This is a genomic window from Falsirhodobacter deserti (assembly GCF_004015795.1).
Classification (GTDB): domain Bacteria; phylum Pseudomonadota; class Alphaproteobacteria; order Rhodobacterales; family Rhodobacteraceae; genus Falsirhodobacter; species Falsirhodobacter deserti.
Window position 1 is genome coordinate 1,084,054 of sequence record NZ_ML137218.1, and the last position, 20,343, is coordinate 1,104,396.

Below are 20,343 nucleotides of genomic sequence, written 5' to 3' on the forward strand. Positions count from 1 at the left end.
CTACGGGTCATTGGTGTTTATGGTGACTTCCAAACGAAGCAGAAGTCACAAATCTGAGATAAACGCCGCAAAGTCTGCGGCACCCGCATCATCCACGCATCGCCTTGGAAAAATATACCATGAGCGGCTGCGTCAGATAGGCAAGAGGCGTCTGTTCACCCGTGCGGATATACGTTTCCACAGGCATGCCCGGAACAAGCTGCAACCCCTCAAGCTTGGCAAGCTCCTCCGGGCGCGGCTGCACCTCGACCCGATAATATTGCTGGCCCGTTTCCTGGTTCTGCAACGCATCGGCCGAGACTGTGACGACCTCCGCCTCCAGGTGCGGCGTGGTGCGCGTCGGGAAAGCGGAAAACACAAGCTGCACACCCTGCCCCGGCCGAACCTCGTCCACGTCACTGGTGGACACTTGGGCCATGATGATCAGGGGCCGGTCCTGCGGCACCAAGTAAAGCGCGGGGTCGGCCGCCCTCAGCACCGAACGCGGTGTCGTGGTGGCAAGATCCAGCACCACGCCCGCCACAGGGGCACGAATATCTAGCCTTGAAAGTTTCTGGTTCAGCGCGCGCCGACGCTCGATCAGTTCCAGTTCCTGATAACCGAACTCGCGCAGCTGGGTGATGGCCTCCTCGCGGCGCGTCTTCTGCAGGCGCAGAACTTCCAGCTCATTCTCGGTACGGCGGCTTTCGGCTTCGGCCCGCTGCGCGGTCAATTCGCCGACTTCACCCGCCAAGCGCGCTTCTTCGCGTTCCAGCGACAGAACCCGGCTAAGCTGGGTCAGGCCTTTTTCCAGCAGGATTTTCTGCACATCCAGTTCCTGCACGATCAGCTCCCGCTGCGTGACAAGCGCAGCCAACTGGGCATCGACCCCCTCGATCTGGCTGGTCACCTGCCCGCTTCGGCGGCGGATCTGCTCGATCTCCTGCTCCAGCGTTTCGCGGCGGGCATCGAACAGGTTCTGCTGCCCGGTCATCAGGGAAATGACATCAGGGCGGGACGCAGCCTCGGCCACCAGCAACTCTGGGAACGTCACGCTGCCCGTGTTGTCGCGCTCGGCCTGCAGGCGTCCGCGGCGGGCCAGAAGCTCGAACAACTGCCCTTCCACGATGGCCAGTTCCGAACGAAGATCCGATCCGTCAAGCCGCAGCAGCAGATCGCCCGCCGCCACGCTGGTGCCCTCCTTCACAAGGATCTCCTCGACGACGCCACCATCGGGATGCTGAACGATCTGGCGGCGGTCCTGCACCTGCACCTGCCCCGCTGCGATGACTGCCCCGTCCAGCTTGGCTGCAACCGACCACACGCCAAAGCCGCCGAACAATACGGCGATTGTCAGGAATCCCAGCATCAGGGGTGTCTTCGTTCCGGTCATCATGCGGCCCCCACTTTGCCAAGAAGGCTTGTATGATTCTGAACAGTTTCACGCAGCACCAGATCGCGCGGTCCGAAGGCACGGCGGGCGCCCCCTTCCAACATCAGCAGCGTGTCGCATTCCTGGATCGCGGCCGGACGGTGCGCCATGATGAACACCACGCCGCGACGTTCCTTGATGCCGCGGATCGCCGTGTTCAGCGCCAGCGTTCCCTGACTGTCGAGATTGGAGTTCGGCTCGTCCAGCACCAGAAACACTGGATCGCCGTAAAGCGCGCGCGCAAGTCCTACCCGCTGGACCTGCCCGCCAGAAAGCTTGCCGCCAAGCGCGGACACCTGCGTGTCATAGCCGTCGGCCAGCTTGAGGATCATCTCGTGCGCCCCGGCCTTTTTCGCGGCCTCCACCACCTTCGCGGGATCGGCATCCTTCGAAAGCCGCGCGATATTTTCGGCCAGCGTGCCCTGAAACAGGCTGACGCGTTGCGGAAGATAGCCGATCATCCCGCCAAGCACGTCCGGATCGTATTGATCCAACGTGGCACCAGCCAAGCGGATCTCTCCGGCGGCCGGAACCCACAGGCCCGTCAGGGCCCGCGCAAGTGAGGTTTTTCCCGAACCCGATGGCCCGATCACCCCCACGGCCTGCCCCGGTTCGGCCCGGAAAGAGATGCCACGCAACAGAGGCGTCTGCTCTCCCGGCGCGCGCAGAACAAGGCCGGTAACCTCAAGCCGTGCCTCGGGGCGGGGCAACGGCGTGCGCGGTTCTTCGGGCGGCGTCTGTTCCAGAAGCTGCGCCAGACGTCCCCAGCCCTGATACGCGCGGGCGGCAAGCCCCCACTGGCCGATCGCCGTTTCGATCGGCGCCAGCGCGCGCCCCAGCAGGATGGAGCTGGCGATCATTGCCCCCGCCCCCAGTTCCCCCCGGATCACAAGCCAGGCACCCATGCCAAGCATGGCAGATTGCAGAAACATCCGCAGTGTCTTGGTCGAAACGCTGAACGCCCCCGTGCGGTCGGAGGCGCGAAGTCCCAGATCCGTCGCATCCGACCTGACGCGCAGCCAGCGCGAGAAGGCTGCGCTTTCCATGCCCAGGCTTCGGATGGTTTCCACTTCTGCCTTCAGGCTGTTGGCAATCTGGTCGGCCTCCATTCCTGCAACGTCGGACCGGCGTGAGGCTTCGCGCGTGGTGTATTGGTTGACAAGTGCCAGCGCGACCAGAACAACGCCGCCGCCAAGGGCAAGCCATCCCATCAGCGGGTGAAACACGAAGATCAGCGCGATGAAGAACGGCGTCCACGGCAAATCGCAAAATGCCAGCACCACAGGCGAGGCAAGCGCACGCTGCACCGCCCCAAGGTCGGCCTGCGCGGCCCGCGCGTTCACATCCGCAGGCGCGATCAGGCCCCGCCGCAGGCTGGCGCGGAACACCCGAAGCTCCAGCGCCTTCTGGAAGCCGGCACCGATCCGCGCCGTAAGGCGGCCCCGCGCGTGATCCAGAAGACCCATCCCGATGAACATCATCGCCAGCAACAGCGACAACGCAACCAGCGTGGGTACGGAACGTGCGGGAAGAACCCGGTCATACACCTGCAGCATGTAAAGCGGGCCGGCCAGCATCAGCAGGTTCGCCACCACTGAAAACACAAAGATCGCGGCCCAAATACCGCGAAATTGTCCGTTGGCGGCGCGTAGTTCCGCTGCACCGGGGGTGGGGGTGGTTCTGGTCATGTGATCTCTCTGGCCGTCGTATCGGAAAAGGCGGCGCAGGGTTCCTGCTCCGCGGATATGCCGGATCGCATGAAATCAGAGGCCTATTCGGTCCGGTTGTTCCGGCAAATTCCTCTGATTTAAAGATCGTCTTGTTGCGTCCCGATGACAGAAACTGAAATTTCTGCTGTTGCGCGGCACATCATACGAAAATCACCCGCTCTGCAAGGCATTTCGGCACACGGGATCAGGTGCCGCACTGGCCACGAAGCCGGTCTGGCAGCCGCGCCCGAAGGCCGGATCGTAACTCAAGCTGCCTGCTGGCGCCACTATTTCTGCCGCCGCCGCGTCGATAGCCTACCTTCGGGTGCGACCCCGACGCAGTCATTATGTTCGGGGAAGTCGTAGGCGGCGTTTAGGTTTCCTGCCTCACGGCGTCCGAAGCCGTGCGCGGGCTGTTCCATCGCGCCATTGTTCAGTCGGTCGGCCTCGCCGTTCCGATGCACGACCGCGGGAAAGCCACCCGCATCGGGCAATGCGTGTCTACGGATCTGCGATTTTCCGAGGCCACGGCAAAGGGCCTTCGCGCCTTCCGGCAAAGAGCCTGCGCGATGCCCCCTGTGCCGCAGTCGGCTTCATGCCCATACGGGACGATCAACTCAACCAATCTTGGCCTTACTTGTTGATTTATCGTTGGCGCGGAGCAATTATCTCTTTTTGCGAATGGACCACTTGTTCTTGCCAAGTTTTGATACGGCTTTTGTCACCCAGTTCAGTATAGTACTCGCAGCGTTGCTCGTGGCCATCGTCGTGACCTTCGGCCCGGCGCGCCTTGCAGATGCCTTCGATGACGGCTTCAGAAGGGTCGAGGTGGGCGTTACGTGGATCTCTCGGTCCGGATGGCGCGCAGTTTCTGCCATCATGGCGATCGAGATCGTCTTGCGGGTCACGCTGCTGCCGCTTGTGGGCGTTCCTCTCCCGTTCGTTCACGACGAATACAGTTCGATCCTTCAGGCGCAGATGATGGTGCAAGGCCGTTTGGCGTGGCCGACGCCGGAACTTTGGGAAGCGTTCGAAACCTTCCACGTCAACATGATCCCGAACTATGCGTCGATCTACTTTCCGGGCCGGGGTGCGCCGATGGCGCTTGGATTGCTGTTGACTGGCCAACCTTGGCCCGGAGTTCTGATTGTGATGGCCCTGCTGGCAGGTGCCACCGTCTGGGCGTTGCGCGGCTGGATGGGGCCAAGGCTCGCGTTCGGAGGGGGGCTTCTTGTCGTGCTCTCCTATGGCACCGCAAGCTATTGGATCAATTCGTATTGGGGCGGAGCGTTCACGGCACTAGGCGGGGCGCTGCTACTGGGGGCATACCCGCGCCTGATGCGGGCCCCGCAGTGGCGCGACGGATTGATGATGGGGGTTGGCCTCCTGGTCCTTACGATCTCCCGTCCTTTCGAAGGGTTTTTTCTGGCATTGCCGGTCGCAGCCGCGTGCCTCTTCTGGTTCGTCAGGCGTCTGCGCCAAGGGCATTTCACCAAGGCGGCGCGCCTTGCCGTTCCGGCCGCGGTGTTTCTGGGACTTGCCGGATTGATCATGATATCCGCAAACCTTGCCGCCACCGGCGAGGCTGGTCAGACCGCCTACGGCATCAACCGCGACACTTATGCGCTCGCTCCGGCACTGCTCTCCGCGCCGCCGCTGGACGGACCCAAGCGTGGTGATGCGCGCTTCCGGGCCTTCTACGAGTGGGAGGCGTCATCCTATGCATGGCGAGATTCTCTGGCCAGCCATCTGCGGTCGATCGTCAACAAGACCGAAGTGATATGGTCGTTCTACGTGACCGCCCTCTTCACGATCCCCTTCATGTTCGGAATATGGAGAATGGTGCGGCGACGGCGCTTCGCAATGCCACTTTTGTCGGGCATCGCCGTCACGCTCGCGTTCTACAACGAGAGTTGGGATTTCTCGCATTACGTCTCTCCTGCATTCATCGTTGCTATATTGGCGATCATGCTTGGTTTCGAAGCGATGGTGCAGGCCGGCCCCCTGTTTCGCCGCATGGCATGGACGCTGGCGGTGGCGGCGCTTCCTGCGCTGCTGGTGCCACTCGGCCACGGCCTTCTTGTTCCGCCGCAGCCGCAGGCGCAGACGGCGACACCGTGCTGTCAATTTGTCGTTCGTTCCTACCGCGCCGATCTGCTCGAACGGCTTCAAGGGATGCCGGGCAGGCACCTTGTCCTCGTCAGCTACGCTCCGGGTGCGACACCACATGACGAACTGGTATGGAACGAGCCAGACATCGACGCCGCGACGATCATCTGGGCCCGCGATCTCGGTCCGGAGATGAACAAAAAACTCCTCGCACGGTATCCGGACCGAACGGTCTGGCATGTCACAGGCCATCTCAGAAACGCGGATGGCGGGGTGGTCCTGACGCGGTCGGATTACCCCTGATCCCCGCTCTGTCAGGCGGGGCCAGCAAAGGTCGCCCCCCGCGCGGCGGGGAGGGAACCGTTGGAGGTAGCCCAACCGGACCTGATCGCCGATGGTTGCCCTGTGCAAGCCTGGTCAGGTGCGGATGCAGGATAACAGGCTTGAAATGGCGCACCCATGACCACTGGAATCGTAGACTTCAGCCTTCGGGGGCGGTTTGGGAATCAAACCGAACGCACCTCGTGCGACCCAGGGGCATATCAATAATATCAAGTGGTGCCCGAGGCGAGACTCGAACTCGCACACCCGCTAGGGCGGAGGATTTTGAATCCCCTGCGTCTACCATTCCACCACTCGGGCACAGGCTTCATCTAGCCATAAGACCGGACATGGTCAATGTGCTATGCAGTATGAATATCACCAATCCGTGGCTTTTGCCCATCATGAACCGCCGCTATGGTCCGCCCACGAAAGTGGGGAAACGGAATGACAGGCAAGGTTCTGGCGGCGATCGCGGCGGCGGGTTCGGCTGCCCTTCTTCTGGGGGCGTTGGGCTTCCAGTACATCGGCGGCCTCGCCCCCTGTCATCTGTGCATGTACCAGCGTTATCCGCATGTCGCGGCCGTGGTTCTGGGTCTTCTGGTTCTGCTTCTGCCGCGCCGGTGGATCATGGCGCTGGGGGCATTGGCCGCCGGGGCAAGTGCCGCTGTGGGCATCTTCCACACGGGGGTGGAGCGCGGCTGGTGGCAAGGCCCCACCAGTTGCACGGGTTCGGGCGGCGGGCTTGGTGGCCTGTCGGGCAGCGATCTGCTGTCAACCGATACGCCTGTGAACCTGGTGATGTGCGATCAGGTTGCGTGGTCGATGGGGGGGCTGTCGATGGCGTCCTGGAACGCCATCGCCTCGCTGGTCCTCGTAGCCCTCTGGATCATGGCATGGCGGTCAGCAAAGACGCGCAAATTCCTGTAGGGCGTAACGGTCGGTCATGCCGGCCACATAATCGGCTACATGGCGCGCCAGCTGCGCCTCGTCGCTGTCACGCAGTCCTGCCCGCCATTCGTCCGGCAACCGCGAGGGGTCGTTCATGAACGTGTTGAACAGCCCATCCACAGCTTCGGTCACCCTCGCCCGCTCTTTCATAACGGAAGGTGCGCGGTACATCCGGTTGAACAGGAAGCTGCGGATCGCCTTCAACTCCTGATACAGTGGCTTGGAGAAACGGATTACCGTCTGCTCCATCGCGCGGATATCGTCCACCGATTGCGGATTGGCCGCTTCCAGGCGGATCTGCGCGACATGGATGACATCTTCCACCATGCGGCCGAACACGCGCCGCAGCGCCTCGTGACGCCGCCGCATCGGCTCCAGCCCCGGATAAAGCTTGTCCACCGCCTCGAAGGCCGGCGCGGTAATCGGAAGCTCCATCAGGTCGTTTTCATCGAACAGGCCCGAGCGGAGGCCGTCATGCAGATCGTGATGCGAATAGGCCACGTCATCGGCAATGGCGGCCACCTGTGCCTCGGCGCTGGCAAAGGTATGCAGCTCCAGATCCCACTGGGCATTCGCCTCGGCCAGCACATAGGGCAGCTCGCCCGTGACGGGACCGTTATGCTTGGCGATGCCTTCCAGTGCCTCCCATGTCAGGTTCAGCCCGTCGAATTCGGCATAGTGCCGTTCAAGCTTCGTGACGATCCGCATCGCCTGGGCATTGTGATCGAACCCGCCATAGGGCGCCATCAGGCGCTGCATCGCATCCTCGCCCGTATGGCCGAAGGGCGTGTGGCCAAGGTCATGCGCGAGTGCGATTGCCTCAGCCAGATCAGTATTCAGGCCAAGCACGCCCGAGATGGTTCGCGCCACCTGCGCCACCTCGATGGAGTGGGTGAGGCGCGTGCGGTAATAATCGCCCTCATGCTCGATGAACACCTGCGTCTTGTGCTTCAGGCGCCGGAAGGCCGAGGAATGGATGATGCGATCCCGGTCACGCTGAAAGGGCGACCGGAAAGAGGAGAGATCTTCGCCATACAGCCGCCCGCGCGATTGGGCCGGCTGGCAGGCATAGGGGGCCAACATGTTTCCGCCTGTTCTTGTTCGTCGTTTTCCTTCACCCTATATGGGCTCTACGACAGATATTACACGGAATTTTCCGATGGAACTGACACTGCCCCCCCGCGTGACCGACCGCGCCTTCGCCCGTCTGGCCGAAATCGCCGAGGATAGCGGCGAATCCCGCGCCCTCCGCGTGGCGGTGGAAGGTGGCGGCTGCTCGGGCTTTCAATACGATATCAAGCTTGACGATCCGACCGATGATGATCTGGTGATCGAGAAGGACGGCCAGAAGGTGCTGGTGGACAGCGTCTCCCTGCCCTTCCTGACCAATGCCGTGATCGACTTCACCGAGGAACTGATCGGCGCCCGCTTCGTGATCCAGAACCCTAACGCCTCCAGCTCTTGCGGGTGCGGAATCAGCTTCTCGATGTGATTGCATCACGCGCCCGCCCGCCTTAGGGATGGCGAAAAGGGGGCCGCCATATGAAGATCGCGACGTTCAACATCAACGGCGTCAAGGCGCGGATCGGGGCGCTGCTGTCCTGGCTGGACGAGGCGAAGCCAGATGTCGTCCTGCTGCAAGAGATCAAGTCCACCGACGAAACCTTCCCCCGAGAACTAATGGAGGACAAGGGTTATCGCGTGGAAACGCATGGCCAGAAGGGTTTCAACGGCGTCGCCATCCTGTCGCGCCTGCCTTTGGAGGATGTGGTCCGCGGTCTTCCCGGTGACGACACGGACGAGCAGAGCCGCTGGATCGAGGCGACTGTGATCGGTGATCGTGCCGTGCGCGTTTGCGGCCTTTATCTTCCCAACGGCAACCCGGTTCCGGGCCCGAAATACGATTACAAGCTGGCCTGGATGGGCCGCATGGAGACCCGCGTGGCCGAACTTCTGGCCACTGAAGAGCCGTTGGTCTTTGGTGGCGATTACAACGTCATCCCGCAGGCCGAGGATGCCGCGAAGCCAGAGGCATGGCGCGAGGATGCCCTGTTCCTGCCTGAAACCCGCGCCGCGTTTCGCCGCATCATGAACCTTGGCCTGACGGACGCCTTTCGCGCACGGGTGCAGGGTCCGGGGCACTATTCCTTCTGGGATTATCAGGCGCAGGCATGGCCGCGGAACAACGGCATCCGGATCGATCACCTGCTGCTGTCACCCCAAGCGGCCGACCTGATGACCGAGGTGGCGATCGACCGCGATGTTCGCGCCGGCGAAAAACCTTCGGATCACGTGCCCGTCTGGATCGAACTGGCCGCCTGAACGGCATCATAATCATAAATCCAGTCGAACCGTTTCAGCGGCGCATCCGGGGCGATGCGCCCGCCAATCCGCATGCCGGCATGAACGATCCGCGCAGCCGCGCCGCCGAGGTGATAAATCCGCGCATTCGTGGCCGCGGCCGCAACCAGACGGCGCGCCCGGTCCTGCCGCAGGGCTTGATATTGATGTCCGCGATCCCCCGCAATCAGGCGCTTTGCCAAGATCCAGGCATCCTCAAGCGCCATGTTCGCGCCTTGCGCCATGAAAGGAAGCGTCGGATGCGCGGCATCCCCCACAAGGATCTTGCCGTCGCCATACCACCTTTGAGCCACCGGATGCAGGAACAGCCCCCAGATCCAGGGCCGGTCAACCTGCGCAAGCCAGCCGCGCACACGCGGGCTAAAGTCGTGAAAAGCCCGCTGAAGCGCGTCGGTTTCGTCGCGCTGGGTCCAGCCTTCCTCCGTCCATGCATCCCGCTCCTCGACGGCGACGATGTTGCGGAACCTGCCGCCGCGCAGGGGATAGGAAACCAGATGGCGTTTCGGGCCCATGTGGATTTCGGCCACCGCGTCAGACTCCTCGGCCGGAATCACCGCCCGCCATGCCACATGGCCGGTGAATTTTGCAGCAACCTGCCCGTTCAAAGCCATCCGCGTGCGGGAGTGCAGCCCGTCGGCACCGATCACCAACCCATCGCCCGCCGGATCGCCGCGATCACCAAAGCGGATGATAACGCCCGCCTCCTGTGCCCCGCGCGCCAGAAGCGACACAAGATCCGCCCGGTGGATCATGTGATAATCGCGCCCGGCCATTTCCATCCGCAGAACCGGATCGCCGGATCTGGTCCGCAGCTCCACCGCCTGCCCACGCAGTGACGCTGCTTCCAGTTCCTTGCCCAAACCCAAGGCCAGCAGCACCCGCGCCCCGTTCGGGGCGATCTGCAACCCTGCCCCCACATCTTCCAGCGCGGACGCCTGTTCGCGCAGCGTGACATGCCATCCCGCAAGGGCAAGGGCGCGGGCGGTGGCCAGTCCGGCCACCCCCGCGCCAAGGATCGTAACCTTCATGCGCCGATCAGTCGTCGCGGTGAACCCGCTCTCGTCGTTCGTGCTTTTCCTGTGCTTCCAGCGTCATCGTGGCGATAGGGCGTGCATCCAGACGGCGCAGAGAGATAGGCTCTCCCGTCATCTCGCAATACCCGTATTCGCCGTTCTCGATCCGGCGCAGCGCCGCATCGATCTTGGACACCAGCTTGCGCTGACGATCGCGGGTGCGCAGTTCCAGCGAACGGTCGGTTTCCTCCGAGGCGCGATCGGCAATATCGGGGACGTTGCGGCCGGAGTCCTGCAGGCCTTCAATCGTCTCGGCGCTCTGCTCCAGCAGCTCCGCCTTCCAGTTCAGCAACTTGCGGCGGAAATATTCAACCTGCCGCGCGTTCATGAAGGGTTCCGTCTCGGCCGGACGGTAATCATCGGTAAGAAAGATTTCTGCTCTCATGGCTGCCTTTCCGTGGTCCGGGCCAAACTGGGCTGAGGTCGCGGCCCGGCGCTCCCTTTCCCGCGTCCGCATACCCTTTAATCATCACGGTGTCGATATTGCAGGACGTTCCCTGCCCGGATTGCGGCGCGTAGCCTCATCTAGAGGCGTCGCTGCACAAATCCATTGCATTTTTGTGACACGCGGATGAATGCACTCAACATTTGGACGCGTTGCATGATTTGCCGCCAACATCTCGCCCCTTGGCTGTTGCGCATAAACCTTTATTCTTGGGGCACAGCGCGCGCTCCGCCTGTCCACTTGCCGCAGAAGGGCCGTTTCATGCGCTCCCCCCTTGTTGTCTTTTGCCTGGCCCTCGCGGCCTGCGCTTCGCCTGCGCCCAAGGTGGAGATGCCGACCATCGCACCGCTTAGCGATACGCTGCCGCCGATGCGCACTTTCGGGGCACCTCAGCCCCTGCCCGCCCGGCGCAGCAACGCCGAGATGGCCCGCGATTTCCTTGATCTTTCCTTCGCGATGGAAAGCGGCGAACCGCTGCGGGTGATGAGCCGCTTCGAAGGCCCGATCACCGTTGCCCTTCGTGGTTCTGTTCCGAAGACAGGCAAGCAGGATCTTGACCGGGTCCTTGCGCGGATGCGCAATGAGGCCGAGCTGGACATCCGGCGGACCACCGAACCTGCCGATGTGACGGTGGAATTCGTTCCCGCGCGCCAGCTTCGCGACCTCGCCCCCGAGGCTGCCTGCTTCGTAGTGCCGCGCGTGTCGTCCTTCGCCGAGTACAGCCAGAACCTGACCAGCCGCGATCTGGACTGGACGACGCTGACGCAGCGCGAAAAAGCCGCTGTCTTCATTCCCGCCGATGAAAGCCCGCAGGAAATCCGCGATTGCCTGAACGAGGAACTCGCGCAGTCCATCGGCCCGCTGAACGATCTTTACCGGATACCCGACACGATCTTCAACGATGACAACTTCGTCAACGTGCTGACCGGCTTCGATATGCTGATGCTGCGCATCTATAACGCGCCCGAAATGCGAAGCGGCATGACACGGGAGGAAGCCGCGCAGATCGTCCCGCAACTTCTGCGCCGCTTCAATCCATCGGGCGAATTCTCGGCCCCTGCCACGGCACCAGAAACGCCGCGCAAATGGGTGCGTGCGATCGAAACCGCCTTCGGGCCCAATGCGGATGACAGCGGTCGCCTGCGCGCTGCACAGCGCGCCCTGCGCATCGCCCAATCTGAAGGATGGACGGACAGCCGCCTCGGGTTCAGCTGGTTTGCCGTGGCGCGACTCAGCCTCGACACCGACATTCCGGCGGCGCTGGAAGGGTTCATCAACGCCGCCCGCGTGTTCCGCACCCTGCCCGACGGCGATATTCATGCGGCACATGTGGACATGCAGATGGCCGCCTTCGCGCTGTCCACGGGCCAGGTGGATGGGGCGCTTTTGCTTACGGATGCGGCTATTCCCGTGGCACGCGCGTCCGAAAATGCCGGCCTGCTGTCCACGCTGCTGATGATACGGTCTGAGGCGCTGCGCCTGCAAGGCGACGACGCCGGCTCCAAGGCTGCGCGTCTTGAAAGCCTTGGCCGGGGCCGCTATGGCTTCCGCGACGATGACGACCTGCGCACCCGGCTGGCGGAGGTGGAGGCGCTGGCGCCGCTGTTCTAGGCCGTCACCGCCTTTGCCAGCCGCGGCAGGCGTGCCCGCTTCAGCATCGCGCGCAGGGATACCTCTGCGCCCGAAAGCTCCTCCGCCCGTGCATGGGCGCGGGCAACGGCGCCTGCGACGGCTTCGGGATGATGCGACCATATCTCCCACAGCAGGCCATCGGGTTCGCGCCGCTCCACCCCTTCTGCACGCAGAAGATGCTGTGGAAAATCGGCAGCGTTCATGGTGATGATGATGTCGGCGCTGCCCGTTATGGCCGTGGCAAGCACGTGGATGTCATTGGGATCGGGAAGGTGCAGCCTTCCTTCCAGCCCCGACCGGGCTGGCACCATTGCATCCGCGAACTGTGCGTTCATGGCTGCGGCCACCGCCCGCGCCTCGTCTTCCGATCCGTGGCGGCGGGCGGCACGCGCCCATTCCTCCAGAATGCGTGCGGACCAAAGCGGCTGGTACAGACCCTGCGCCGCCACACCCAGCAGAATATCCCGAAGGATCGGCGGGAAGATGACGCAAGTGTCAAGTACCGCCCGCATCATCCATCCAGTCGGAAGAACAGCGACTTGAGGTATCCGCTTTCGGCCAGTTGCGGCAGCATAGGGTGGTCCGGTCCGGCAAAGCCGGTGTGGATCAACTGACCGCGCCGCCCACCCCGCCCGATCCCGCGGGCGCTTGCATTGCGGAAGCTGGACAGATCCGCCGCATGAGAGCAGGAACAGAGGACAAGATATCCCCCCGGCGCAACCAGCGGCGCCGCAAGGCGCGCGATGCGTTCATAGGCCCGAAGGCCAGCCTCCAGCGCCGGCTTGGCAGGCGCGAAAGCCGGCGGGTCACAGATAACAAGATCGAACTGCGCACCTTCGCCGCCCAGTGCTTCCAGCACCTCGAACGCGTCGCCGCGGCGGGTCTGGAAGCGATCAGCTGTTCCACCCGCCTTGGCGCCGGCCTCGGCCAGCGCCAACGCAGGGGCCGAAGCGTCCACAGCCAGTGCCGAACGCGCCCCGCCCGCCAGCGCGGCCAAGGCGAAGCCGCCCACGTGGGTGAAAACGTCCAGCACCCGCGCATCCCGCGCAAGGCCTGCAGCAAAGGCATGGTTGGGGCGCTGGTCATAGAACAGGCCGGTTTTCTGCCCGCCCGTGAGGTCCGCCAGATAGGTGGCACCGTTCATCGGGACTGCAATCGGGGCATCGATGCTGCCCCGCAGCACGACCGTCTCCTCAGCCAGCCCTTCGAGCGTGCGGGCACGCCCCGACCCGTTCTTGACAATCGAGGTTACGCCCGCGACATCGGACAGGGCATCGGCCAGCATGTCCACATGCGCCTCGGCCCAAGCGGCATTCGGCTGGATCACGGCGGCATCGCCGAACCGGTCGATGATGATGCCGGGAAGACCATCCGCCTCGGCGTGAACAAGGCGATAGAAAGGTGCCTGAAAGATGCGTTCCCGCATCGACAGCGCACGCGTAAGCCGCGCGCGAAACCAGTCGGTGTCGATCTTCGCTTCCGGATCGCGATCAAGCATCCGCGCAATGATGCGGGATCCGGTATTGACCGTTACAAGCCCAAGGGGCTTACGTTCCGCGTCTTCAAGAACGGCCAGCGCCCCGATGGGAAGCGCCTGCGTACGGCGGTCGGTCACAAGTTCATCGGCATAGACCCAAGGAAAACCGTGCCGGATCGCGCGGGCTTCGGCCTTGGGACGCAAACGAACGACGGGGCGGGATGTGTGATCAGCTTGGGTCATCCCGCTGATCTATCCCCTTCCGCGTCCGTGCGGAAGGGTTCAGGCGTGCTTGGCGTTGCCTTTGCGCGTGAAAGCGGCCGCGATGAAGCGGAACAGGCGGCTGATCTGGGCGGCCACGAAAGCGTCGCGGTCCATCTCGGCGCGGCGGATGATCTCGGCTTGTTGTTGCATGTTCATGGTATGCATTCCTGTGTTCGTGTTCGTAGCAAGAGTTAAGGCATGTCGAGAAATTCTGCACCGCAGAATTCAGCAGTCCCGCCATGCACCTGATGCAACGCTCTTCCATACAACCTGGGTTACCGCTAACATCTGGACAAACCCGGCCCAGACCCCATCTTAGCCGGAGCAAGCCAGAGGTGGTTCCCCCATGACCCTGAACAGCACGCTCGACCGAGTGACTGACCGCATCCGCGAAAGATCGCACCAGACCCGCAGCGCCTATTTGCGTCGCATGGCGGAAGCCGCAAGTGACGGCCCGCGTCGCGCGCATCTAAGCTGCGGCAACCAAGCCCATGCCTATGCCGCGATGGATGTGGACAAGCCTGATCTTGTGGGGGACCGCGCGCCGAATATCGGGATCGTCACCGCCTATAACGACATGCTGTCCGCACACAGCGTTTACGAGCACTACCCCGAGCAAATCCGCGCCGCTGCCCGCCGCGTGGGCGCCACGGCGCAGGTTGCCGGCGGCGTGCCCGCGATGTGCGACGGTGTGACCCAAGGCCAAACGGGGATGGAGCTTTCGCTTTTCTCTCGTGATGTCATTGCTTTGGCGGCTGGTGTTGCCATGTCGCACAATGTTTTCGATGCGTCTCTGTATCTGGGGATCTGCGACAAGATCGTTCCGGGCTTGGTGATGGCGGCTTCCACCTTCGGGCATATCCCAGCCGTGTTCGTTCCGGGCGGTCCGATGACCTCGGGCCTGCCGAACGATGAGAAGTCAAAGGTCCGCAACCGCTTCGCCGCAGGCGAGATCGGGCGCGACGAACTGATGGCGGCCGAAATGGCCTCCTATCACGGGCCAGGCACCTGCACCTTCTATGGCACCGCCAACTCCAACCAGATGCTGATGGAGTTCATGGGCCTGCACCTTCCCGGATCGAGTTTCGTTAACCCTTACACGCCCTTGCGCGACGCACTTACCACAGCGGCAGTGGAACGTGCGGCAGCGATCAGCGCCCTTGGCAACGATTATCGCCCCGTATCCGAGATCCTTGACGAACGGGCCTATGTGAACGGCATCGTTGGCCTGATGGCCACGGGTGGATCCACGAACCTTGTTCTGCACCTGCCTGCAATGGCCCGCGCCTCAGGAGTGATCCTTGATCTAGAGGATTTCGAGGAGATCTCCTCGACCGTCCCGTTGATGGCGAAGGTCTATCCTAACGGTCTGGCCGACGTGAACCATTTCCACGCTGCGGGTGGCCTCGGCTATATGATCGGGCAGCTTCTGGATAACGGCCTTCTGCACGAAGATGCCCGGACGGTCATGGGAGAAGGGCTGCACGCCTATCGCACCGAACCCAAGATCGTGGACGGAGAATTGAAGTGGGTCGAAGGCCCGGCTGAAAGCAGCAACGACAAGATCCTTCGCCCGGCCTCTGATCCGTTCCAGAAAACCGGCGGGCTGAAGCAGCTTTCGGGCAATGTCGGCCGCGGTGTCATGAAGATTTCTGCCGTGGCACCCGAACGTCATGTCATCGAAGGCAAGGCTCGCGTCTTCAAGGACCAGAACGAGGTCAAGACCGCCTTCCGCAACAACGAGTTCACCGAGGATACGGTCGTCGTTGTCCGTTTCCAAGGGCCGCGCGCCAACGGGATGCCCGAGTTGCACTCGCTGACGCCGATGCTTTCGGTGCTGCAGGATCGCGGTCTGAAGATCGCGCTGGTCACGGATGGACGGATGTCGGGCGCGTCTGGCAAGGTTCCGGCCGCGATCCACGTCTCGCCCGAGGCGGCGCAGGGCGGTCCGCTGGCGCGGGTGCGCGACGGCGACCGGATGCGGGTTGACGCGATCGCAGGCATCATCGACGTTCTGGAACCGGACTTCGAAACACGCGAAGCAGTGATCGAGGATCTGACCGCCAACCGCTTCGGCATCGGCCGCGAGCTGTTCGAAACCTTCCGCCAGACGGTGGGCAATGCCACCGAAGGCGCTGCCGTCGTTGTATGAGGAAAGCATGACCCCTGCCGAACAAAGCCGCCGCGCTGCCGAGATCTGCGATCTCGCCCCTGTTGTCCCCGTTCTTGTGATCGATGATCTGGCCCATGCCGCACCGCTTGCGCGGGCCCTCGTGGCTGGCGGCCTGCCTGCGCTGGAGGTGACGCTGCGCACGCCCGTGGCGCTGGATGCGATCCGCGCCATGTCCGAGGTAGAGGGCGGCATCGTGGGTGCAGGCACCTTGCTGACCGCAGCGGATGTGAAGGCCGCCAAGGCTGCCGGTGCCAGGTTCGGCGTTTCGCCCGGCGCCACGAACAGCATCCTTGCCGCCTGCGAGGATGAGGATCTTCCCCTTCTGCCGGGTGCGGCCACGGCCACTGAAGTCATGGCCTTGCTGGAGCGGGGATACACCGTGCAGAAGTTCTTCCCGGCAGAAAGCTCGGGCGGGGCACCGGCGGTGAAATCCATCGGCGCACCGATCCCGCAGGTGTCCTTCTGCCCGACGGGCGGCATCTCGTTGAAGAACGCCCGCGACTACCTTGGCCTTTCCAACGTACGCTGCGTCGGCGGAAGCTGGGTTGCGCCGAAGGACAAGATGCTTAAGGGCGACTGGGAAGGCATCACGGCGCTGGCGCGTGAGGCTGCTGCCCTTCGCTGAGCAAGGCATCGAACGCGCCTGCGATCACCTTCGCCCGGCGCGTTATCTCTGTTGCAAGATCGTCGGGGGAACCGGCTTCCCGCATGATGAATGCGCAGGCGCCTTCACCAAGGCTGGCCGGATCAAGGGTATCTGATGACAACAGACGGCTGGCCGCCTGAATGCGCCAAAGCACCGCCTGCGCCTGTTTGACATCGTCATGGGCGCCCAGCTGCGCCTCCACCTGTTGCTGCTCAGAGCCGCGGCGCAAGGCAAGGAACTGCGCCAGAAGTTCTGCATCCATCAGCCGCCCATCCCCGTTCCGCGCATCCCAATCGGACTGCGCGGGCTTGGCTGCCCGCAGGCGCCGCCGCATGTCGGCCACATCGGCGGGCACTTTAGGATCGCGTCCACGGGTTGCCAATATCTCGAGCCGGAGCGCCTCCACATCCGCCAGAAGCTCCGGCTCGCCAGCCAAGGGCCGTGCACGCGTCAGGGCCAGATGCTCCCACGTCCAGGCTTCTTCCATCTGATATCGGCGGAAGGCGGAAAGCGAGGTTGCCAGTGGCCCTTGGCGGCCCGAGGGGCGCAGCCGCATATCCGCCGAATACAGCGCGCCCTCTGCCGTTTGTGCCGTCAGTGCCGTCAGAAGGGATTGCGTTAGCCGGGAGTAATAAGTACGCGCTGCCAATGGTTTGGTTCCGGAACTTAATGCATCGCCTTCAGCATCATAGATGACGATCAGATCAATATCCGATCGTGCATGCATCCGCCCTGCACCAAGACTGCCCATCCCGACAACAACGGCGCCGCGCCCCGGCAGCGGGCCGTGCTTCTTTGAAAACTCCTCAACCACCACTGGCCAAAGGCTTTGGATCACGGCTTGTGCCAGATCGGCATATTCGCGCCCCACCTGCGCCGCATCTGACAGGCCGCGCAGATGGTGTACACCGATGCGGAAGTGCCAGTCCTTCATCCAGCGACGGGCCAGATCCAGCTTCGCCTCATAATCCCGCCCTTGGGCAAGCTGGGCGGCCATCTCGTCCCGCAGCGCCAACGAACCCGGCCATGGGGCAAAGAAGCGTCCCCCGATCACGGCATCCAGAACGCCGGAATTGCGCGACAGATAAACCGCCAGATCGGGCGCAACCGAGGCGACATCTACGATCAGATCAACCAGCGGCGGATTCGCTTCGAACAGCGAGAAGATCTGCACCCCTGCAGGAAGCCCGCGCAGAAAGCCGTCCAGCGCCAGAAGCGCCTCATCAGGCTGCCGCGCACGTTGCAGGCGCGCCAGAAGCTGCGGACGCAGGCGGCGGAATATCCCTTGTGCGCGACCCGACCGCAGCGCGGGATAACTCTGCCAGCCGGCCACGATGTCGCGGGCACGCTCGGAAAGCTCCGGTTCGGGCGGCGCGTCAGAGGGTGCGAAGAAAGCCTCCGTCAGTTCTGCCGTCCGCTCCAGCCGCTGCAGCAGATGCTCGGCAAAAACCTCCGGCTCCTCGCAATACAGCCGGGCGACGCGGGCGAAAGGTTCGGGTTCCGCCGGCACCCGGTGGGTCTGCTGATCCCCCACCATCTGCAGCCGGTGTTCAACCTCGCGGTGGCTGCGGTAAAGCTGCGTCAGTTCCATGGCCACGTCGGGGCCGATCCATCCTGCTTCGGCAAGCGAGGAAAGGCCGCCCACCGTCGTCCGCCCGCGAAGGGAAGGATCACGGCCGCCCGCGATCAGCTGCCGTGTCTGGGTGAAGAACTCGATCTCCCGTATGCCGCCCTGACCCAGCTTGAGGTCATGGCCCTCAACCTTCAGCGGACCGTGAAGCCCGCGATGGTCGCGGATGCGGGACCGCATGTCATGCGTATCCTCGATCGTCGCGAAATCCAGATGCTTGCGCCAGACGAACGGCGTCAGATCGCGCAGGAACCGTTCCCCCGCGTCCAGATCGCCGCCGCAAGGGCGCGCCTTGATGAAGGCGGCCCTTTCCCACGTGCGGCCCACGCTTTCATAATAGGATTCTGCCGCACCCATCGAGATACAGACAGGCGTGACCGCCGCATCCGGCCGCAGCCGCAGATCCGTCCGGAATACATAGCCTTCCGAGGTGACATCCGAAAGAATCGCCATTATCCGCCGCGTGGTTCGAATGAAGGACATGCGTGCTTCCTGCCAGTCGGGATGGCGGGTTTCGTCAAACAGGCAGATCAGATCGATGTCGGAAGAGTAATTTAGCTCTCCCGCACCCATCTTGCCCATCGCCAGCACCACCATGCCGCTGGCCGGGCCCGCATCCGCCAGCTTTCCGCGGCGCACCTCCGCCTCCACCAGCCGGCGCACCGAGAGATCAACAGCACGGTCGGCAAGGGCTGTCAGTGCGCCCGTCACCCGCTCCAGCGGCCAATGCCCGGCAAGATCGGCAAGTGCCGTCAACAGCGCCACGCGGCGCTTGGCCTGCCTCAGCATGACCGGCAGGCCCGCCAGATCCGCATCGCGCGCAAGTTCTGCGGCCAGTGCGGCATCCGGATCATCCAGCGCTGCGGGAAGCCACTCCCCCTCCCGCCGCATCAGATCGCGCAAATACGGGCTGGCACTTCCAGTGGCCGCCAAAAGCTCCACGCGGGCAGAAGGAAGCGCCGCGAACTGGTCTGCAAGATCGCGGGCGACTGCGGCGTCATGAACAAGGGGCATACGTTTGATCTGCATGACACGACTATTGAACGGCACCGGGCAAAGGGCAATGATGTAAATATCTTTAACATCCCTCTTGATGAGCGCGCATCCACCCCCAACATCATAAATGTGAAAGCGCTTCACATCACATAAACCGGAGACGCTCGGATGACCTTTTCCTCTACGGCCGCCCCCGGCGGTATTCTTGGCTGGACCAGACGGACCGAAGGCTGGCTCGACGCGCGGGGCAAGCCCGCATGGATCGCCGCCATGGTTCTTGGTTTCATCGTCTTCTGGCCTTTCGGCTTGGGACTTCTCGCCTATATGATCTGGAGCAATCGGATGTTTACCCGTAAAGGATGCGGCCGCCGCGCCGCAAACATCATCAACGCCACGAAATCCACCGGCAACGCCGCGTTCGACGCCTACAAGGCTGACACGCTGCAGCGGCTGGAAGAAGAACAGACTGCCTTCGAAGGTTTCCTGAAGCGCCTGCGCGAGGCGAAGGACAAACAGGAATTCGACGCCTTCATGGACGAACGTGCGAAGAACCGCGACCTGCCCGCGCAGGCCGACTGACCGCTTCCCCGGGTGGCCCCAGCGGCCACCCTCCCTTTCCTTCTGCCGGAGCCAAGATGACCGACGCAACCATCATGGATCACCTGCCCGACCCAGAGCGTCATGCCGAATTCTATGACGGCGTGCCGATGAAGCGCGGTCTGGCATGGCTGGTCGACATCACGCTGATCTTCATCGCCACGATGATCATCGTACCGCTGACCGCCTTCACGGCGCTGTTCTTCTATCCCCTGCTGTTCGTGGCTGTCGGCTTCGTTTACCGCTGGTGGAGCCTGTCGCGCCGGTCCGCAACGCCCGGCATGCGCCTGTTCGGGATCGAGTTTCTGAACCGCGACGGCCAGCGGCTGGATGGCGGCGAGGCGCTGCTGCACGTTCTGGGCTACATGCTGTCGATGGGAACGCTGCTGGTGCAGCTTCTGTCGGTCGTCCTCATGCTGACGACGCGCCGTGGCCAGGGTCTGACGGACCTGGTTCTTGGAACCGTGGCCATCAACCGCGCGGCCTGAGGTCACAAGATCGCAATCGGTGCTTGGCGGATGCCGGTTGCCTTGTTACCTTTCCGTCAT

Annotated in this window: 18 protein-coding genes and 1 tRNA gene; 9 read left to right on the forward strand and 10 right to left on the reverse strand. The window is 63.2% G+C overall.

The features are described from left to right. Positions 1 to 88: 88 nt before the first annotated feature. Positions 89 to 1,372 (reverse strand): HlyD family type I secretion periplasmic adaptor subunit, encoded by a 1,284-nt coding sequence (locus JX25_RS05520; RefSeq protein ID WP_241557859.1) that lies wholly within the window; start codon positions 1,370 to 1,372, stop codon positions 89 to 91. Continuing rightward, the gene (locus tag JX25_RS05525; RefSeq protein WP_128254067.1) at positions 1,372 to 3,099 is read right to left on the reverse strand and encodes a type I secretion system permease/ATPase; all 1,728 of its coding nucleotides are present in this window, start codon (positions 3,097 to 3,099) and stop codon (positions 1,372 to 1,374) included. The genes JX25_RS05520 and JX25_RS05525 overlap by 1 nt, the downstream gene beginning before the upstream one ends. Before the next feature lie 702 nt (positions 3,100 to 3,801). Between JX25_RS05525 and JX25_RS05530 the strand changes: the two genes are divergently transcribed. Further along, positions 3,802 to 5,532 carry a hypothetical protein gene (locus tag JX25_RS05530; RefSeq protein ID WP_128254068.1) on the forward strand — a complete coding sequence of 577 codons (1,731 nt, stop codon included), beginning with the start codon at positions 3,802 to 3,804 and terminating at the stop codon, positions 5,530 to 5,532. 253 nt (positions 5,533 to 5,785) lie between these two features. Here JX25_RS05530 and JX25_RS05535 read toward each other — a convergent pair. Continuing rightward, positions 5,786 to 5,871, reverse strand: a tRNA-Leu gene (locus JX25_RS05535). A gap of 126 nt (positions 5,872 to 5,997) precedes the next feature. Between JX25_RS05535 and JX25_RS05540 the strand changes: the two genes are divergently transcribed. After that, positions 5,998 to 6,480, forward strand: a complete 483-nt coding sequence (locus tag JX25_RS05540) for a disulfide bond formation protein B (RefSeq protein ID WP_128254069.1) — start codon at positions 5,998 to 6,000, stop codon at positions 6,478 to 6,480. Here JX25_RS05540 and JX25_RS05545 read toward each other — a convergent pair. Then, positions 6,454 to 7,584 carry a deoxyguanosinetriphosphate triphosphohydrolase gene (locus JX25_RS05545; RefSeq protein ID WP_128254070.1) on the reverse strand — a complete coding sequence of 377 codons (1,131 nt, stop codon included), beginning with the start codon at positions 7,582 to 7,584 and terminating at the stop codon, positions 6,454 to 6,456. The genes JX25_RS05540 and JX25_RS05545 overlap by 27 nt on opposite strands. A gap of 76 nt (positions 7,585 to 7,660) precedes the next feature. On the opposite strand from JX25_RS05545, the gene erpA reads away from it, so the two are divergent. Together erpA and xth are read left to right on the forward strand one after the other, a co-directional pair. Beyond that, positions 7,661 to 7,993 carry an iron-sulfur cluster insertion protein ErpA gene (gene erpA / locus JX25_RS05550; protein WP_164876070.1) on the forward strand — a complete coding sequence of 111 codons (333 nt, stop codon included), beginning with the start codon at positions 7,661 to 7,663 and terminating at the stop codon, positions 7,991 to 7,993. Between the two features lie 50 nt (positions 7,994 to 8,043). Next, positions 8,044 to 8,823, forward strand: coding sequence for an exodeoxyribonuclease III (xth, locus tag JX25_RS05555; protein ID WP_128254071.1), 780 nt, complete (start codon positions 8,044 to 8,046; stop codon positions 8,821 to 8,823). On the opposite strand, the gene JX25_RS05560 is transcribed toward xth, so the two are convergent. Together JX25_RS05560 and dksA are read right to left on the reverse strand one after the other, a co-directional pair. Beyond that, positions 8,790 to 9,890: an FAD-dependent monooxygenase gene (locus JX25_RS05560; RefSeq protein WP_128254072.1), complete on the reverse strand. Its 1,101-nt coding sequence runs from the start codon at positions 9,888 to 9,890 to the stop codon at positions 8,790 to 8,792. The two genes, xth and JX25_RS05560, sit on opposite strands and share 34 nt — an antisense overlap. Before the next feature lie 7 nt (positions 9,891 to 9,897). After that, positions 9,898 to 10,320 carry an RNA polymerase-binding protein DksA gene (dksA, locus tag JX25_RS05565; RefSeq protein ID WP_128254073.1) on the reverse strand — a complete coding sequence of 141 codons (423 nt, stop codon included), beginning with the start codon at positions 10,318 to 10,320 and terminating at the stop codon, positions 9,898 to 9,900. Positions 10,321 to 10,641: 321 nt separating this feature from the next. Here dksA and JX25_RS05570 point away from each other — a divergent pair, with 321 nt between their 5' ends. Further along, positions 10,642 to 11,991 carry a DUF2927 domain-containing protein gene (locus tag JX25_RS05570; protein ID WP_128254074.1) on the forward strand — a complete coding sequence of 450 codons (1,350 nt, stop codon included), beginning with the start codon at positions 10,642 to 10,644 and terminating at the stop codon, positions 11,989 to 11,991. On the opposite strand, the gene JX25_RS05575 is transcribed toward JX25_RS05570, so the two are convergent. From JX25_RS05575 to JX25_RS14785, 3 genes are read right to left on the reverse strand one after another with little or no spacing between them, the layout of a single operon-like run. Then, a complete protein-coding gene (locus tag JX25_RS05575; RefSeq protein WP_128254075.1) occupies positions 11,988 to 12,524 on the reverse strand; it encodes an RSP_2648 family PIN domain-containing protein in 537 nt (178 codons plus the stop codon). The two genes, JX25_RS05570 and JX25_RS05575, sit on opposite strands and share 4 nt — an antisense overlap. After that, positions 12,524 to 13,732 (reverse strand): RSP_2647 family RNA methyltransferase, encoded by a 1,209-nt coding sequence (locus tag JX25_RS05580; RefSeq protein ID WP_128254076.1) that lies wholly within the window; start codon positions 13,730 to 13,732, stop codon positions 12,524 to 12,526. Before JX25_RS05580 ends, JX25_RS05575 begins: the two co-directional genes overlap by 1 nt. A gap of 39 nt (positions 13,733 to 13,771) precedes the next feature. Beyond that, the gene (locus tag JX25_RS14785; protein WP_164876071.1) at positions 13,772 to 13,909 is read right to left on the reverse strand and encodes a hypothetical protein; all 138 of its coding nucleotides are present in this window, start codon (positions 13,907 to 13,909) and stop codon (positions 13,772 to 13,774) included. Between the two features lie 190 nt (positions 13,910 to 14,099). On the opposite strand from JX25_RS14785, the gene edd reads away from it, so the two are divergent. Both edd and eda read left to right on the forward strand, forming a co-directional pair. Further along, complete coding sequence (gene edd, locus JX25_RS05585; RefSeq protein ID WP_128254077.1) at positions 14,100 to 15,905, forward strand: phosphogluconate dehydratase; 1,806 nt, start codon at positions 14,100 to 14,102, stop codon at positions 15,903 to 15,905. A 7-nt stretch (positions 15,906 to 15,912) separates the two neighbouring features. Then, on the forward strand, positions 15,913 to 16,551 hold the full coding sequence (gene eda, locus JX25_RS05590; protein WP_128254078.1) for a bifunctional 4-hydroxy-2-oxoglutarate aldolase/2-dehydro-3-deoxy-phosphogluconate aldolase: 639 nt from the start codon (positions 15,913 to 15,915) through the stop codon (positions 16,549 to 16,551). On the opposite strand, the gene JX25_RS05595 is transcribed toward eda, so the two are convergent. Beyond that, a complete protein-coding gene (locus tag JX25_RS05595) occupies positions 16,514 to 19,231 on the reverse strand; it encodes a [protein-PII] uridylyltransferase family protein (RefSeq protein ID WP_128254079.1) in 2,718 nt (905 codons plus the stop codon). The genes eda and JX25_RS05595 overlap by 38 nt on opposite strands. Positions 19,232 to 19,366: 135 nt before the next feature. Here JX25_RS05595 and JX25_RS05600 point away from each other — a divergent pair, with 135 nt between their 5' ends. Together JX25_RS05600 and JX25_RS05605 are read left to right on the forward strand one after the other, a co-directional pair. Then, the gene (locus tag JX25_RS05600) at positions 19,367 to 19,777 is read left to right on the forward strand and encodes a DUF2852 domain-containing protein (protein WP_128254080.1); all 411 of its coding nucleotides are present in this window, start codon (positions 19,367 to 19,369) and stop codon (positions 19,775 to 19,777) included. Positions 19,778 to 19,833: 56 nt separating this feature from the next. Next, a complete protein-coding gene (locus tag JX25_RS05605; protein WP_128254081.1) occupies positions 19,834 to 20,283 on the forward strand; it encodes an RDD family protein in 450 nt (149 codons plus the stop codon). Positions 20,284 to 20,343 lie beyond the last annotated feature (60 nt).